We start from the raw sequence: 16,300 nt of genomic DNA, 5'->3' as shown, positions 1-16,300 counted from the left end.
TTCTTGTTTTTTTGGTGTTATATATGCGTAAAATAGCCAAGACTCGTCTCCAATTTATTTGCTGATGTGTGCTAAATATTATTAATTTCAGTATCAATAATTAGTGAGAAAAATAATGTCTGTTCAACACCACACACTGGTTGAAGGTAACAGCCTCAGCTTTAAAGGTGGGTTTTTTGGGTTTTCTGCTGTCGTGTTAATTCGGGTAACAGGCCATCCGCCCATTTTGTTTGATACAGGGCATCACTCCACAAGATTGCTTTTGCTGGACAGCCTCCGCGAGCAAGGCCTGGCGCCGGAAGACATCGGCTCGGTCTTCCTGTCTCATCTACACTTTGATCACATCAATAATGTCGATCTTTTTCCTTCCGCTAAAATTTACCTTGGCGCTGCTGAATGGGAATATGCGCAACGTCCTACAGATGATGACATTTTCTGTAGTCAGGGCATGAACGAATACCTCAAGGGCCGTGAGCTAAACCTGCTTTCTGAGTTCGAAGGTGAGCTGGTACCCGGTTTGTTTTTTCGTCACGCTCCGGGTCACACCCCAGGGAGTTATTTGCTTTACTACATCAACGCTGCGGGGAAAAACGTTGTTCTTGCTGGTGATTCTTGCAAGACCTATCGCGAGCTTGCGCTTACCGAAGCGGCCAACCAGTTTGATCCAAAGGCGCGCTCCAGCGAAACGTTGCAGTGGATAGCCGGCAATGCTGACATTGTCGTGCCGGGCCATCATCCAGAATTGCGACGCACCGAAGCTGGATGGGTGTGGGACGATCCTTCAAGAATTGAACTGATTATTCGATGACACCTCAAAGCAGATTGTCACCTGTCGTCCTCGACATAGTCGAAAGCTTAGAATCGGACATCATTTTCGGCGTTTTAAGGCCGAATGAAGAATTAATCGAAGGCGATTTAATGGGGCGGTTTGGGTCGAAGCGCCACGTAGTGCGCGCTGCGATACAGGAGCTTGTGACTCGCCGAGTCTCTATAAAGCCAAGAGGCAGATCAGCAAGAGTTATTGATTTCACACCGATTGAGGTTGCAGAAATCTACCACATGCGCGAACTGCTTCAGCGCGAGGCCGCCCACATCATGCCTATGCCTGTTGATGAGTCAGCACTGAATAGTCTTAAAGAAATACATGTTCGCTATGTGGCTGCGGTCAGTGTCGCGGCAGACAGAAAACTCATCCATAAGCTGAATGATGAGTTCCACGAAAGCCTTTTTTCCTTGTGTGTAAACAAGGAGCTATGCAAGGCCATTGCACACTATACGGAAGCTTCTAACCCCATTCGATCCTATGGCATCGCGGTCAAGAACTGGTTGCATCAGGCGACGGAAGAGCATGCTGCGATGATTCGTGCCATTGAGGAGCAGGATAGGGCAACCCTGAAGCAGCTGGTGGTTGATCATATGCAGCCCACACGGCGGCGTTGGGAAGCCTTGCATACGGGCATGTCGCTTCATGAGTAAAGCAATGGGCGGTGCAGTGATTGGCGATAGTTTTGCGGTTCAACGTCCTCTGGTCACAGGCCAGGACTGACTAGCTGTCTCCGAGCTTAAGCTGTGCATCCTACGTCCAGACGATTTTGCCCTCTGCTTGACCTCCAGGCTAAAACTGTAAGTTATCAATTTTATGGGTAAGTCCTTCAGTTAACTCCCTGTCTTGGGATTGCCGCCTAAGCTAGTCTCATTGCTCTCGTTTGTCCTGTACTGATGCGGCTATTCCAGCCGCATCAGTACAGGAACGTATTAGTGATTAATAAGCATCGATCGTTTCACACTTCCCCATTCTTATTTGAAAAAATTGGGTGTCATACTTATCGGTTGAATCCATCCGGCTTAACTGCTGGGAAGGTACTGGCTTTAAGTTGAGCAAACAACACAAGCCACCCACAGTTCAAAAATGACGGTCATCAAGGTTCACCGGGCGTGCTTTGCCTACCATGAAATTGTCCTAAACAACTTCATCTGGAGAATCAAATGAAAAAAGCCGTCCTCACCATGGAACCCTTCACCTGTCCTTCTTGCATCAAAAAAATCGAGGGCACGCTGCTCAAGGTTGACGGTGTAAAGCACGCCAAGGTGCTCTTTAACGCGGGCAAGGTTCGTATCGAGTTCGATAGTGCGGTTGCGAACGTCGACGCACTGGCAGATGTGGCCACTCGGTTGGGGTATCCCGTCCTCTCGACGAAAACGTCAAAAGACGTCGTTACCGAGACTGCTTAACAACATGGATCTGGCCGGCCGGTGGCCGGCCCATCCAAAGGATGGAAGGTAAAGAAAATGGTTCCGCTTAAAAATTCTCAAATTGCCGGAGCAACCGGGCTTCTGTTGCTGACCGCCCTTGCACTGCATTGGTTGGGTCTGGCAGATCTAAAAAATTATGTCTTGATCGCATCGTCCATCTTCGCAGGCTACTTTATCGCCATCAAGGCGTTCAAGTCTTTGCGAATGAAGGCATTCAGCATCGAGCTTCTCGTCACGATTGCAGTGGTGGGTGCATTGATCATTGGCGAGTACTTCGAAGCGGCTGCGGTCACGTTTTTGTTTGTCTTTGGTGCCTATCTCGAAACGCGCACCTTGGAGCAGACACGTTCTTCGCTTAAAAGTCTGATCGATATGACGCCCACGGAGGCCACGGTTATCCGGCCTGAAGGGCATGTCAGGATTCCAGCCGAAGATCTTGAAAAAGGCGACCGTGTATTGATCCGTTCTGGCGAGAAGGTAGCCATCGACGGTTCTGTACTTGCTGGGCAGGCGTTAATTACCGAAGCTGCTATCACCGGAGAATCTGTACCCGCTGACAAGCGTGTGGGTGACCATGTTTATAGTGGCACTGTCGTCACCAACGGCTACATCGAAGTGTTGGCCGAAAAAGTGGGCGATGACACCACGTTTTCAAAGATTGTGGAGCTTATTGAAGACGCTCAAGAGTCCAAGACCAAAACCCAGAAATTTCTGGATCGATTCGCAAATATATACACGCCTTCAATTGTGGTGCTGGCTGTGTTGGTCTATGCCATTTCGCAAGATGTGGAGCTGGCCCTGACCTTTCTCGTCATTGCCTGTCCTGGTGCTCTGGTGATCTCCGCGCCTGTTTCCATGGTGGCGGGCCTCGGCAACGCCGCGCGCAATGGTGCTTTGGTCAAAGGCGGCGAGATCATGGAAAAGCTCGCCAAGATCAATATGGTGGTGTTTGATAAAACCGGCACGCTAACAAAAGGTCGACCTGAAGTCACTGACATAAAAGCATGGGCTGGTGATGAAAGCCAGGTATTGCATCTGGCCGCGCAAGCCGAGGTGGCGTCTGAGCATCATCTTGGGCAGACCATCGTTGCGGAGGCCCAGAAACGCGGGCTGCTGCTTACGGATAAACCTGAAAATGCCGAGATTATTGAAGGCCAGGGCATGGCGGCCACCGTCGGCGGTAAGCATCTCGTCATCGGCACTAGAAAGCTGTTGGGCGCTCGTGGTATTGCCATTGACGCCTCTGCAGAAGACTATGCCGTCATGCGCGAAAAGGCCGGTAACACCGCAATTTTTGTTGCCATCGACGGAGTGTTTGTCGGCCTTATCGGCATCGCTGATCAGATCAAACCCGAGGCTCGTGGCGCCATTGAACGCCTGAGATCGCAGGGTATTGAAAAAATCTACATGCTCACTGGCGACAACCGCCACGCCGCGCAACTGGTGGGTGATGAGTTGGGCCTGGATGCGGTCTATGCCGAATTACTGCCGCAAGAAAAAGTGGCCTGGATCAATAAACTGAAGGCGCAGGGCTTGCGGGTTGCCATGGTTGGTGACGGCATCAACGATGCACCAGCGCTTGCGACTGCAGATGTTGGCCTGGCAATGGGAACGGGCGGCGCAGACATCACCATGGAGACTGCTGATGTCGTGCTCATGTCTGATCGGCTGGATCAGTTTGCGCATGCACAGGCTCTTTCCAAAGCCACTGTACGCAACATGATGCAAAACACATTCTTTGCCGTGGCCACGGTGGTAATTTTGCTGGCTGGTGTGTTGCTGGGTAAAGTGTTCTTGGCCTCGGGTATGCTCATCCATGAGGTCAGCGTGATATTGGTCATACTGAACGCCATTCGGCTTGTCCGCTTTGGGCGCAAACGCACTGGGGCCACCACGCTGCCTGCTACGGTACAGCAGCAAAGGGCTTGAAGCAGGTAAGTCAACGCGACGCCTATCGACGGAAGGCGTCAAACGGAGCTAAAGCAAACCATGGAACACTGCAACCATGTTCCGAACGAGCGACACACAGAACCACTTCGTGAGCTCTGTGTGTCGCTCGTTCCGATTTTTAATCATCTGCCACATAACGAACTGGTCAATATCGCCGATCGAGCGGCGATGCGCACCGTAAGGCGCAACGAGTTCATTCATCGTGCGGGTGACCACTCTAATCAGTTATATATTGTTCACCAAGGCAAGGTTAAGGTTTACCGGCTTTCCGAAGACGGCAAGGAGCAACTCGTCCGCATACTGCAACCGGGTGACTTCACGGGGGAGCTTGCACTGTTCTCGCCCGGCCAGCATGATTCTTATGCTGAGGCCACCGAAGATGCGCGCGTTTGCATCATTAGCCGTGACGATTTAAGTGCACTCATGCTGGAGCACCCAGAAATATGTATGCATTTGCTTTCTGAGCTTGCACAACGACTGGGCAGCAGCGAGAAGCAAACGGCCGCCATTGCAACCGAGTCGATTAACGCACGTATTGTGCTTTATCTTGCAAGCTTGTCAGAACAGGCCAAATCGCGCGATATACGATTGCCCATGAGCCGCAAAGATCTTGCGTCTTACCTGGGCACTTCGCCCGAAACCATCAGCCGACGTTTAAAAGAATTTGAAGACGAGGGCTGGATAGCGCAAACAGGGCAGCGCGGTATACGAATCCACGACCTGGACGCCTTGCTGCTGCAGTAAGCTGTGTGCTTTACACGCGCAACGCACCAAAGCCAGAGCGCTATACTGAATTGTCGCCACACCCCTGATGATGAGTCCGTGTCTACACGTACCGGTCCATGGGGTCTTGGCCCCGTCTTCATAACTATTTTTGAAGACAACAGCCTCGGCAAGCTTGTAATCAATGTTGCTGAGCACTGAACTCATTTCCTGCAACAGGAGTCCCTATGAACATACTCATGGTCTTAACCTCGCACGATCAGTTGGGCGATACCGGTGAAAAAACCGGTTTCTGGCTGGAAGAATTTGCAGCGCCTTACTATGTACTGAAAGACGCGGGTGCCAGCTTGACCTTGGCCTCGCCACAGGGTGGCCAACCGCCTGTAGACCCAAAAAGCGATGCGCCCGATGCCCAAACCGACGCCACCCGTCGCTTCAAAGCTGACCCCAAAGCGCAGGCCGCGCTGGGCGCTACATTAAAACTGGCCGACATACGCGCCAGCGATTTTGATGCTGTCTTTTACCCAGGTGGTCATGGCCCCTTGTGGGATCTGGCAGAAGATAAATCATCCATCGCCCTCATTGAAACCATGTATGCCGCAGGCAAGCCCGTGGCTGCTGTTTGCCACGCGCCGGGTGTGCTGCGCCATGTCAAGGGAAAGGACGGCAGCTTCCTGGTTAAGGGTAAGAAGGTAACTGGCTTCACCAATACCGAGGAAGAGGCCGTTGGCTTGACCAAGGTTGTGCCCTTTCTGGTTGAAGACGTACTAAAGGCTAACGGCGGCGTCTATTCCAAGGCTGGCGATTGGGAGTCTTACGTGCTCACGGATGGCACCTTGATTACAGGCCAGAACCCAGCTTCGTCTGAGGCTGCAGCCAAAGCACTGATAAAAATGCTGGGGTAAGTGTATTGCGTAAGCGGCTCGCGTGCGTTGCCAGTAAGTCTGTAGTTTCGAACGCTCTCCAGTGGCGCGCATGCATGACGACGTTACGCAGAGTAATCAGCGTGGGGTGCCACAATCATAAGTAATCAGAGCGGGCCGCTAAAGCCTTTAAATGCGCATTAAAGTAGTATAAATGGGTATAATACTACTTTGGTACGCATTGTTAATTTGTGTATTTGATATTGAACACGCATTAAAGTAGTATTTAAACGATAAATACTACTTTAATGCGTGTTATGGCTACTATTCAAAAGCTCTCTGGAAAGTTGCGTCAGCAACTGTCCGCACTCAATGCAACCCAAGACGCCTTGCGCGATCGTGCCGGTTTGTCGCGGCGTACGATGACCAATGTATTCAGCGGCAAGGCTGACTTCAAGGTATCCACACTTCTTGCGGTGGCAGACGAGTTGGGCCTGGACGTCGTGCTAATCCCAAAAGAAGCTGTGCGCGCAATTGACCCCAATCTGTCGCCCACTGCGCCAAAAGTGCTAACGGGCGTGCAGGCCGCGTTGAACCGTCTTGAACTGGCCAGCCCAAAGGCTAAGCCTAAGTAAGCGGTAAAGAGAACGTACATGAATATCAAGGCACTGGAAATTCGTTTGGGCAGCCGACGCATCGGTCTGCTCTTTCAATTTGCCCCAGATGCAGGGGCAGTGATCAATCGGTTTGTGGCAGATGAAGACGTGGCCAGGGATCCAAACTTGCCCATCGTGTCGCTCTCCTGGCGTGCACAATCACCACAAGAGCAGGTGATGTTCTGGCGCGATGTCTACAGCCAGGCCTTTAATGGAAAGCTGGCCAAAGACGGCCAGTCCTGGTTTTTGCCAGCTTTTTTTCAGAACCTGCTGCCAGAAGGTGTCTTTCGCAACCAGTTAGCTTGGGCTCGCAAGTGCGAGCCCAATGACCACTTCGAATTGCTGGCTGCATGTGGCAAGGATCTGCCCGGGAACATCTATGCGCTGCCTATCGAACTCTCGCGCATTGAGTTAGGTCGACTCATTACGCAGAACGCCGATGCGCTGGAGATGACAGTGACGGCTGATCCTTTGGAAGATGGCGTCTCGCTCTCTGGCTTTCAACCCAAGCTGGGGGTGATTAAAGAAGGTGAACGTTTTGTTGGTCGCACCAATAATGATGACTCTCACATCATTGCCAAGCTACCGGTCGGGGGGTATGCGCTGTTGCCAGAAGTTGAAGCGCTCTCGCTGCAGCTTGCGCACGTAGCCGGCGTCAATGTTTGCGAGGCCTACCTGGCTCCCCTGAGCCAGCTTGCCGCGCAGCATGAATATGAACTAGGCGACATAAGGCATGAGACAAATTTTTTGGCTGTGAATCGCTTTGATCGAGCCTCGGGAACCCGCATCCAGTGCGAGGACTTTGCGCAGGTTTTTGGTGTTATGCCTGAGGACAAGTACTCGCTGGATTACTCTTATCTGCAGGTGGCTGCAGTCTTGCTCTCGTATCCCAGCATGGGCACGCCTGCAGTAATGGAATTGCTGCGCCGAATTATGGTCAATGAAATGTTGGGCAACCCCGACATGCACTTAAAGAATATTGGTCTTTGTTATCCTGGTGATGGATTCACGCCACAGCTTTCGCCCGCCTACGATATTGTGGCGCACACTGTCTACACGCCGAGCAGAGGGCATGGCCTGCGGATTCTGCCAGAAAGCTTCGAGCCAACATCCCTGGCAGACGAAAAATCGCATAATGCTCGTCGGCGCCAGCTAAGCCTTACGCCCAATGTGCTCAGGATATTCTGCAATGCCCTGGACATGCCCGGGCCTGCTGCCATCAAGGCAGTGTCTGATTGTGTTGTGGCAGCCGTCAAACATTGGCCAGACATAATTGAACAGAGTCGGCTTGCGCAGAGTCAGAAAGAAAAGTTGCTTGCTTATTTTTACAAGCATCCGGTCGTACGGGGGATAAGGCGGCGAAAAATTACGTAACGCATTGGCGACCTGCTCGTCCAGCCATGGTCGGCGGACCACGTTGCACACATTCAGAATAGAATGATTTTCATGCGCACACGCGTGCCGAGTTCGGGCTAGCGTCCCGGGTCTGGGCTTTCGGCGCTCCGCCATTAACAGACAAGGAGACAATCAAATGAAAAAACGTACTCTGGGCAAGCGTGGGCTAGAGGTATCGGCTATTGGCCTGGGTTGTATGGGGCTAAGTTCCGGCTACGGGCCTGCAGCCAATAAAGAAGATGCGATCAAGCTGATCCGCACCGCGTTCGATCGCGGCGTAACCTTGTTCGACACTGCAGAGGTGTATGGAAAGGGTGCAAATGAAACCTTGCTGGGAGAAGCGCTTGAACCGTTTCGCGACCAGGTCGTAATCGCCACCAAGTTCGGTTTTAAGGAAGGTGATAGCAGCAAGGGTCAAGACAGTCGGCCCGAGCGTATTCGCGAAGTTGTCGAGGCTTCTTTAAAGCGCTTGCGTACTGACCGCATTGACTTGTTCTATCAGCACCGTGTTGATCCTGATGTACCCGTCGAAGAGGTTGCCGGTGCCGTTAAAGACCTGATTGAGCAGGGCAAGGTTGCACATTTCGGGATGTCTGAGGCAGGGGCGGATTCGATCCGACGTGCTCATGCCGTACAGCCATTAACGGCACTGCAAAGCGAATATTCGCTATGGTGGCGTGAACCTGAGAAAGCGGTTTTTCCTTTGCTCGAAGAACTTGGTATTGGTTTTGTGCCGTTCAGCCCACTGGGCAGAGGCTTTCTGACCGGCGCCATTGATGCGTCAACGCACTTCGATCAATCTGATTTCCGTAATGGCATACCCCGGTTTTCTGAAGAAAACCGCAAAGCCAATCAAGGTTTGGTGGACGCTATCAAGCAAGTTGCTGCCAGTCTGAACGCCACGCCTGCCCAAGTCGCCCTTGCCTGGCTGCTCGCGCAAAAGCCGTGGATTGTTCCCATCCCTGGCACGACGAAAGTGCATAGGCTGGAGGAAAATGTCGGTGCGGCTGCTATCGAACTGACCGCAGACAATTTGCGTCAGATCGACAGTGCCGTGTCGAAGATCGCGGTGCAAGGGGAGCGTTACCCTGCACACCTGCAGGCACGCGTGGGTAAGTGATGTGCAATGAGGCCTGACACACCCGTGTCAGGCGGCATCGATGTCAGGTTGCAACGAATAAAAAGATAAAACGGTCTACCGCACAAACGAAGGCAAATACAAACTGATGGCCGGAAACGCGATCAAGATGGCGATCCGAAAAAAATCACTGACCACAAACGGCATGACGCCCCGAAAAATAGTCGGTGTAGAAACATTGGGCAAGACACCACGCAACACGAAAACATTCATGCCGAAGGGCGGCGTAATAAAACTGATCTCGGTCACGGTAACAACAATAATGCCAAACCAGATCAAATCGAAACCAAGTGCCTGAACCAGCGGATAAAAAACCGGCACGGTCAGCAGTATCATCGACATGCTTTCCAGCACACATCCCAGCACGATGTAGATCAGGCAAATAATCACAATTACGACCAGCGGGTTCAGCTGAAAATGCTCGACGGCTTCCAGTAAGTCTTGGGGCAGCGATGTAAAGTTGATGAAATTGGCGAGCATAAGCGCGCCTATCATCACCATAAAGATCATGCCTGTGGTTTTGGCTGACTCCACAACAACTTCCACGAAGCCAGCCCAGGTCAAAGATTTTCGAAAAAGCGCAAACAAAAACCCCAAAAATGCGCCAATGCCTGCGGCCTCGGCTGGCGTAAACACACCACCGTAGATGCCGCCCATCAGCATGGCGATGAGCGCAAGTACTGCCCAGACGCGCGCAAGTGCACGCCGAATTTGCGGCCAGGTACTGCGTTCACCTTTCGGGCCGGCCTTGGGGTCGCGCCGCACAACCCAGTTCACGGCAAGCAGATAACAGCAGATGGCAACGATGCCGGGCAAAACCCCGGCGGCGAACATTTTTCCTATGCTTTGCTCGGTAAGCAGGCAGTACACGACCATGATGATGGAAGGCGGAATCAGAATGCCCAGGGTACCCCCTGCGGCGATGGAGCCTGTGGCAAGCTCCTCGCTATAACCAAGCCTGCGCATCTCAGGGTAGGCCACCTTGGCCATGGTTGCGGCGGTTGCCAGGCTTGAACCGCATATGGCACCAAAGCCGCCGCAGGCGAGCACCGTCGACATGGCCAGCCCGCCTCGTCTATGCCCAAGCAGTGCGTGGGCGGCTGCATACAGCTCGCGCGACATGCGCGACTTCGTGACGAAGTTGCCCATCAAGATAAAGAGCGGCAGCACCGAAAGCAGATACTGGAACCCGCTTTCGTAGATGACAGACCCTGCCATGGCATAGGCCGAGTTCCAGTTGCGCAGCAGACCCAGCCCAATAAAGCCGACCAGGGCCATGGCGAAGGCCACAGGCACGCGCGCAAAAACCAGCACAAGCATCGCCGCCAGCGCGATCAAAGATTCAGTCATAAGTTGGCGTGTCCTGCAGTGGCCCGGGCGGGGAAAATAAATTGATAAGCTGATAGACAGCGTCTAGGGCCAGCAGAACAGCCATGAAATACACGAAAGGAGCGAGCGGTATGTGCAGTAACGGCGTGATGTCGCCGTATTCTGCCGTACTGCGTGCTTTTTGCAGCGTGACCCAGGTCAGGAAGCCGCTGACCACCGCAGCAATCACGGCGGCCAGCCTGTCCTGGGCCCGCAACATGGCAGGAGACATAAAATGGCTGAAGCTGTCGACGGTAATGTGACCGTGTACCCGCGTCATCAGCGGAATACTCGAAAAAATCACGGTTATCATCATCAGCTCAATCAGTTCGACTGTGCCCGAGACGGGACGGTTCAGCAAATAGCGTCCCGCCGCGTCGACCACCGTCAACAGGCTCATGCCACACAGGCCAAGCACGGCTATGGTTTTAAGTGCCGCGACAATGGCGCGATTCAGCCATTGCATCAAGTACCTGCGTCAAGCTTCTTGATTTCTGCGTGGAAGGAATCCAGCGCAGCCTGGCCATCAATGCCTTTGTCCGCAGCAGCTTTTAACCACGTCTGTTCGAAGCCCTTGGTTCTCTCGCGTACGGCGTTCACAAAGGTTTCGTCAGCCTTGATCAGGTTGATCTGGTCGCTATGCATGATCTTCTGGCCTTCGGCGTCATGCTTGTCCCAGGCTTTGCCGGCGAGCTCGGCCAGATGGCGTCCGGACAACTTGAGCAACGCTTGCTGGTCTTCTTTGGAAAGCTTATCAAAGGCGTCGGGGTTCATGATGACGGCATGCGTATCAGAGTAGAGTCCGCCGGGAAACACCGTCGCGTTTTTTATGATGGCATCGAGCTTGAAGGACACCAGCGATTCTGCAGGAAAGAACACGCCATCGACCACACCCATGCTTAGCAGCTCATAAGACTCAGGAGCAGGCTTGGCAATAGGGTTGGCACCGACAGCCTTGGCCACATCGGCAGCCATGCCTCCGCCCACGCGTACCTTCAACCCCTGGAAGTCATCGATGCTGTCGACTGGTTTGCTGGTCGTAAAGACAATGCCCGGGCCGTGTGCATAAATGCCCAGCAAGCGTACCCCTTTGTGCTCGTCGGCCTTGAGCAGGTATTTTTCATACGTGTCCCAGGTTGCTATGGAGCGTGATGTCGCTGTGTCGCCCGAGAAGGGCATGACGGCGAATTTGGTAAGTTCGAACCTGCCCGGGTAGTAAGCGTGCGAGACGAACGTAATGTCGACCAGCCCATCACGCACGGCGTCGAAGTGGCCGGCCGGGTTGGTGACGGGTTTTGGCAGAATGCGAAGGGTCACGCGACCATCCGTGGCCTTCTTGATTTCTTCACCCCAAGGGACGAGAAAATCCGCGACGACGGCGTGAGTTGGCGGTAGCCAGCTTGATACGGTCAACTGCACGTTCTTTGCATGAACGGCGAGCGGCGCAGCCAGCGTGGCACCCGCGATCAGGGCGGCAGCAAAAGGTTTGTACATGGCGTCTCCTCAGGTGTGTTGTTAGTTATGGGTTTGAATTGCGCTACTTGGGTGCTGCAATGCCTGCGCATTACTGCAGGCGCGATCTATCAGGTTGTCCAGGCTTGCATCATCTTGAAACCCCACTTTGTCAGCAGCGGGGGTGTACAAAGGTGGTAAACGGCCAAATTGGGCTTCGATCTCGGGCTTGGGCGCATAGCTGACCAGCGGCGACGATGCACCATCGGTGCGCGCATCGAACGCGGCCACGATCTCGGCGATAGAGGCACGCAACGCGGGCAGAGTCCAGACGATACGGTCGCCTGCAGGCTGGGCACCCAGTGCGGCCGCATGCAGCAGGTTGCTTACACAGCACTGCAAAGACATCAACCACAGCGTGGCATCTGGGCTGACAGGCATGGTGCAGGGCTGCGAGTGCAGCAGTGACCGGATCAAATCGCTGGAGAACAGCGACCATGCACCGTTGGATGCCGGCGGCCTGGGCACAATAGCTGGCAAGCGTACGGCGCGGCCATTGATATGGCCTCGCCGCGTATAGTCGGCCAGCAAAATCTCCATAGCCTGTTTGTGTACCCCATAGCTTAGTGCAGGGGCCAGGGGCGTTTCGTCGTTGATCACATCAGGAAGCGGCGCACCGAAAACCGCGATACTGCTGGTAAACACCACGGTGGGGCAGTTGCCCTGTCGGCGCAGATGTTCCAGCAACTGAATCGGGGCTAGCAGGTTAGTCTCAAGCCCTTGCTCGAACGCCAGTTCGGCACGACCACTGGCAATACTGGCAAGATGGAACACAACGTTGGGCTTGGGATCCATGGCCGTCGCCAGCGTCGCCGGGTCGGCAATGTTGCCCGCAAGGCAGTAAACGCGCGGGTCGGCGGGTGGCTTATCAAAGGCGATGTCACACAAGACAATACGGTCAATGGCGCCGTGGCCAGGCAGGTTTTGCATGCTGCACAGGCGTTCGGTCAGGGCCTGGCCGATATAGCCATTTGCGCCGGTGAGCAGAATGTTCATGGCCGCGCTTCGTCAAGCAGTGCGTAATAGTCATCGCGCCACGCCAGACCTGTTTGGGCGTCGATAATTGGCGTGTATTCACAGCCAATCCAGCCGTCGTAGCCTGAGCTTGCCAGCAGGCTTAAGGCTGCTCGCACTTGCGGGTCAGACAGGTCGGGTTCATGTCGGCCCAACGGGCTTGCGAACTGCACATGGTGCACCAGTGGCAGCAGTTTATCCAGCTCTGCCGGCAGGTCCAGGCCCTCGCATTGGCTGTGGTAAAAATCAAACTGCAGGCGTACTGAAGGGTGGTCAACGGCCTGAATAATGTCGGCGGCCTGCTCGGGTAAATAGTAGAAATAGCCAGGCATATCGTGGCGGTTCAGGGCTTCAAGCGTAAGGGTCACGTCAAATTCTGTAGCAAGCGTAGCGGCCAGTCGCAGGTTGTGGATCAGTGTGCGACGGGCTTGTGTGCGGTTGACGTCTGGTTCGACCATACCTGCCATAACATGAAGGCTGCGACAGCCTGTCGCCTCACATACTGCCAATGCTCGCCGCAAGGCCCGCATAAACTCTGCCTCGCGGCCGGGCAAGCAAGCCAGCCCTTTTTCACCCTTGTGGCCTAGTGGCGTATTAATCAGCGCAAGCGTCAGGCGTTTCTTTCTTAGCTGATAGGCAAGTTCATCTGCCTCGATGTCATACGGAAACAGAATTTCCACGCCCGCAAAGCCATCCCGCACGGCGCAGGCCATACGCGATGAAATGGGCAGGTTGGGGTAGAGCAGGGAGAGATTGGCAGCGAGTTTCATGGTGTGGCACCTGGGTTGTTCGTGACATTGAGATGAGTGGCCTCATCGAGCTGCGTTGATGCGCCTGCTTTGTCCGGCCAGGCAACACGAACTATTTCAGACAGATCGGCACTGCCCAAACCTTGGTTGGCCGCTTCACGGAAACTGGCCAGCACGGCATCAAGGCCACGCAGCGAGACTCCACTTTCAGCAGCCAGGTTAGCGATGTTTTCCACATCTTTGAGCATGGTGGACACCGTGCCCATAGGACGATCGATGGGGCCCGTCATGCGTGGCACAAAGGTTTGCAGCAAAACTGAATCGGCCCAGCCCCCAGCCAGCGCTGTATTCAGAATGGACGCATTAATGCCACTTTTCTGTGCGAGCGCAACGGCTTCGGCGATGGCGTTAATGGTGGAAGCCACGATGGTCTGGTTGCATAGCTTGGCGATCTGCCCGGCGCCTGTCTCGCCGACATGCGTGATGCGGCCCGCGTAGGCCTGCATGTGTGCTGTCGTCGCTCGCACGGCTTGCTCACTGCCGCCTGCCATGATAGATAAGGTACCTGCAGACGCGCCCGCAACGCCACCCGACACTGGCGCGTCGACCCATAGACGGCCTCCGCGCTTCGCGAGTCGTGTCGCAAACACGCGGGTGGCGGCCGGCGATATGCTCGAATGGTCGACCAGCCAGCTGCCCAGCCCATTCTGTATGCCCTTGTCGCCAAATACCGTGGCTTCCACGGCAGCTTCATCGGTGAGGCAAAGAAAGACAGTTTCTGCGTTCTGGGCCGCAGCCTGGGGCGAGTCGACGACGATGGCACCATCGGCCGCCAGTGCCTGGGCCTTTTCAGGGCTGCGGTTCCACACGCGCACGCGATAGCCCGCCGCAAGCAGACGGCGCACCATAGGTGCACCCATAAGGCCTGTGCCACAAAACCCAACGACGCCGCTCATTCTGCCTCCGGTGTTTCGTAGGGCCAGTCTACCGCGCCAGAGTGCGTGACAGCGCCTGTGTGGGCGGGGCGTACCAGCAGGGCGTACTTTTCAAGTGCACCCGCCAGCCTGACGCGAGGAGGCGGCTTGTAGCTGGCCCTGCGCTGGTCGAGCTCTTCATCGGTCAGCTCGACATCCAGTCGTTGAACGTCTGCATCGATGTGGATGATGTCCCCATTTTGTATAAGGCCAATGGGGCCGCCTGCTGCGGCTTCCGGTCCGACATAGCCTATGCATAACCCGCGGGTGGCACCGGAAAAACGTCCGTCTGTCAGCAGGGCAACTTTCTCGCCCATGCCCTGGCCATACAGCGCTGCCGTGACGCTAAGCATCTCGCGCATTCCTGGTCCACCCTTGGGGCCTTCATTGCGAATGACCAATACCTCACCCGGCTCGTAGGCATGCTGTGAAACGGCCTTCATACAGGCATCTTCGTTTTCGAACACCCGGGCAGGGCCGGAGAATTTAAGCGACTTGAGCCCGGCAATCTTGAGCAGTGCACCTTCAGGGCTGAGATTGCCTTTCAGCACTGTGACGCCGCCTGAGGCATGGATTGCTTTCGAGCACGGCCGCACAACCTCTCCGTCAGGATCGGGGGCGTCTGCCAGGGCCTCGCGCAATGTGCGTCCATCCAGTGTCAATACGTCGCCATCAACATAGCCGCCCTCAAGCAGCGCCTTGAGCACTACCGGCACGCCGCCTATCTCATGCAGATCCCGCGCCAGGTAGCGCCCGCCAGGCTGTAGATCCGCAATCAGAGGTGTGCGCTGGAACACGCGCGCAACGTCGTCAAGCGTGAACGCAATGCCTGCTTCGTGAGCAATCGCCGGGATATGCAGGGCGGCGTTGGTCGAACCACCTGTGGCGGCGACGGCAGCGCAGGCGTTTTCCAGACTGGCACGCGTGACCAGATCGCGGGGCAGCGGGCCGCCCGTTGCGATGGTGCGCATCACTTGCTCACCTGCGCGCTGGGCGATAGACAACCGTTCGCTATACACATTGGGCAGCATGGCGGAACCCAGCATCGACAACCCCAAGGCTTCACCCACCATGGCCATGGTGTTGGCCGTGAATTGCCCCGGACAGGAACCCGTGGACGGCAGACAGCTGCGTTCCATAAGGTTTAGATCCTCGCGCGTCATTTCGCCCTGCTGAACACTGCCCACGGCTTCAATGGTGTCAAGAATGGTGACTTGCTTACCCAGCGCAAAGCCTGGCAGGGTGGCACCGCCGTAAAGGAATACGCCCGGTACATTAACGCGAACCAGCGCCATCATCATGGCCGGCAATGTTTTGTCGCAACCGGCCAAAGCCACCAAGCCATCATACGCATGGGCCCGCACCACAATCTCCACGCTATCCGCGATTGTTTCCCGCGACACCAGGCTCATGCGCATGCCACTGTGGTTCATGGATGTGCCGTCTGATACGGAGATGGTGGAGAAACAGACGGGCACCCCGCCGCCAGCGGCGACGCCCAGACGTGCCCGATCAGCCTGCGGGGTCAACCCCATTGAGCAAGGCGTGTTATCGCCCTGCGTGCTGACAATACCGACTATGGATTTTTGCATGGCAGCGTCATCGAAACCGGTACCTCGCAGAAATGCGCGATGGGGTGCGCGCGTGAGCCCATCGGTGACCATGCGGGAGCGGTGTTTATGAAGGGTCATGCCTGTTTCCTGAA

General features: G+C 54.9%; 16 protein-coding genes. 9 read left to right on the top strand and 7 right to left on the bottom strand.

The window, feature by feature from the left end:
• Window positions 1-103 precede the first annotated feature (103 nt).
• The 9 genes from FQ179_RS14740 to FQ179_RS14700 all read left to right on the top strand — a co-directional run bounded on the left by FQ179_RS14740 (window position 104) and on the right by FQ179_RS14700 (window position 8,960).
• Complete coding sequence (locus FQ179_RS14740) at window positions 104-808, top strand: MBL fold metallo-hydrolase (protein WP_149398063.1); 705 nt, start codon at window positions 104-106, stop codon at window positions 806-808.
• Window positions 805-1,476: a GntR family transcriptional regulator gene (locus FQ179_RS14735; RefSeq protein ID WP_149398062.1), complete on the top strand. Its 672-nt coding sequence runs from the start codon at window positions 805-807 to the stop codon at window positions 1,474-1,476. Before FQ179_RS14740 ends, FQ179_RS14735 begins: the two co-directional genes overlap by 4 nt.
• 510 nt (window positions 1,477-1,986) lie before the next feature.
• Window positions 1,987-2,232: a heavy-metal-associated domain-containing protein gene (locus FQ179_RS14730; RefSeq protein WP_149398061.1), complete on the top strand. Its 246-nt coding sequence runs from the start codon at window positions 1,987-1,989 to the stop codon at window positions 2,230-2,232.
• Window positions 2,233-2,289: 57 nt separating this feature from the next.
• Window positions 2,290-4,182 (top strand): cation-translocating P-type ATPase, encoded by a 1,893-nt coding sequence (locus FQ179_RS14725; protein WP_149398060.1) that lies wholly within the window; start codon window positions 2,290-2,292, stop codon window positions 4,180-4,182.
• A gap of 60 nt (window positions 4,183-4,242) precedes the next feature.
• Entirely contained in the window at window positions 4,243-4,947 is a 705-nt protein-coding gene (locus FQ179_RS14720) for a Crp/Fnr family transcriptional regulator (protein WP_149398059.1), read from the top strand.
• 206 nt (window positions 4,948-5,153) lie between these two features.
• Window positions 5,154-5,831 (top strand): type 1 glutamine amidotransferase domain-containing protein, encoded by a 678-nt coding sequence (locus FQ179_RS14715; RefSeq protein WP_149398058.1) that lies wholly within the window; start codon window positions 5,154-5,156, stop codon window positions 5,829-5,831.
• A 275-nt stretch (window positions 5,832-6,106) separates the two neighbouring features.
• Window positions 6,107-6,424 carry a helix-turn-helix transcriptional regulator gene (locus tag FQ179_RS14710; protein ID WP_149398057.1) on the top strand — a complete coding sequence of 106 codons (318 nt, stop codon included), beginning with the start codon at window positions 6,107-6,109 and terminating at the stop codon, window positions 6,422-6,424.
• A gap of 18 nt (window positions 6,425-6,442) precedes the next feature.
• Window positions 6,443-7,819: a type II toxin-antitoxin system HipA family toxin gene (locus FQ179_RS14705; RefSeq protein ID WP_149398056.1), complete on the top strand. Its 1,377-nt coding sequence runs from the start codon at window positions 6,443-6,445 to the stop codon at window positions 7,817-7,819.
• A 157-nt stretch (window positions 7,820-7,976) separates the two neighbouring features.
• Entirely contained in the window at window positions 7,977-8,960 is a 984-nt protein-coding gene (locus FQ179_RS14700; protein WP_149398055.1) for an aldo/keto reductase, read from the top strand.
• Between the two features lie 75 nt (window positions 8,961-9,035).
• Here FQ179_RS14700 and FQ179_RS14695 read toward each other — a convergent pair whose 3' ends face one another.
• The 7 genes from FQ179_RS14695 to ilvD are packed head-to-tail and all read right to left on the bottom strand — an operon-like array spanning window position 9,036 to window position 16,286.
• On the bottom strand, window positions 9,036-10,328 hold the full coding sequence (locus FQ179_RS14695; protein ID WP_149398054.1) for a TRAP transporter large permease: 1,293 nt from the start codon (window positions 10,326-10,328) through the stop codon (window positions 9,036-9,038).
• Window positions 10,321-10,812, bottom strand: a complete 492-nt coding sequence (locus FQ179_RS14690) for a TRAP transporter small permease (protein ID WP_149398053.1) — start codon at window positions 10,810-10,812, stop codon at window positions 10,321-10,323. Before FQ179_RS14690 ends, FQ179_RS14695 begins: the two co-directional genes overlap by 8 nt.
• Window positions 10,812-11,840 (bottom strand): TRAP transporter substrate-binding protein, encoded by a 1,029-nt coding sequence (locus FQ179_RS14685; RefSeq protein ID WP_149398052.1) that lies wholly within the window; start codon window positions 11,838-11,840, stop codon window positions 10,812-10,814. Before FQ179_RS14685 ends, FQ179_RS14690 begins: the two co-directional genes overlap by 1 nt.
• 21 nt (window positions 11,841-11,861) lie before the next feature.
• A complete protein-coding gene (locus FQ179_RS14680) occupies window positions 11,862-12,854 on the bottom strand; it encodes an SDR family oxidoreductase (RefSeq protein WP_149398051.1) in 993 nt (330 codons plus the stop codon).
• The gene (locus FQ179_RS14675; protein ID WP_149398050.1) at window positions 12,851-13,642 is read right to left on the bottom strand and encodes a hydroxypyruvate isomerase family protein; all 792 of its coding nucleotides are present in this window, start codon (window positions 13,640-13,642) and stop codon (window positions 12,851-12,853) included. The genes FQ179_RS14680 and FQ179_RS14675 overlap by 4 nt, the downstream gene beginning before the upstream one ends.
• Window positions 13,639-14,577: an NAD(P)-dependent oxidoreductase gene (locus FQ179_RS14670; protein ID WP_149398049.1), complete on the bottom strand. Its 939-nt coding sequence runs from the start codon at window positions 14,575-14,577 to the stop codon at window positions 13,639-13,641. The genes FQ179_RS14675 and FQ179_RS14670 overlap by 4 nt, the downstream gene beginning before the upstream one ends.
• On the bottom strand, window positions 14,574-16,286 hold the full coding sequence (gene ilvD / locus FQ179_RS14665) for a dihydroxy-acid dehydratase (RefSeq protein WP_149398048.1): 1,713 nt from the start codon (window positions 16,284-16,286) through the stop codon (window positions 14,574-14,576). The genes FQ179_RS14670 and ilvD overlap by 4 nt, the downstream gene beginning before the upstream one ends.
• Between the last annotated feature and the right edge of the window lie 14 nt (window positions 16,287-16,300).

It is taken from the genome of Pusillimonas sp. ANT_WB101, from assembly GCF_008369125.1.
Lineage (GTDB): Bacteria > Pseudomonadota > Gammaproteobacteria > Burkholderiales > Burkholderiaceae_B > Allopusillimonas.
This window is presented reverse-complemented; position numbering and strand designations above follow the sequence as displayed.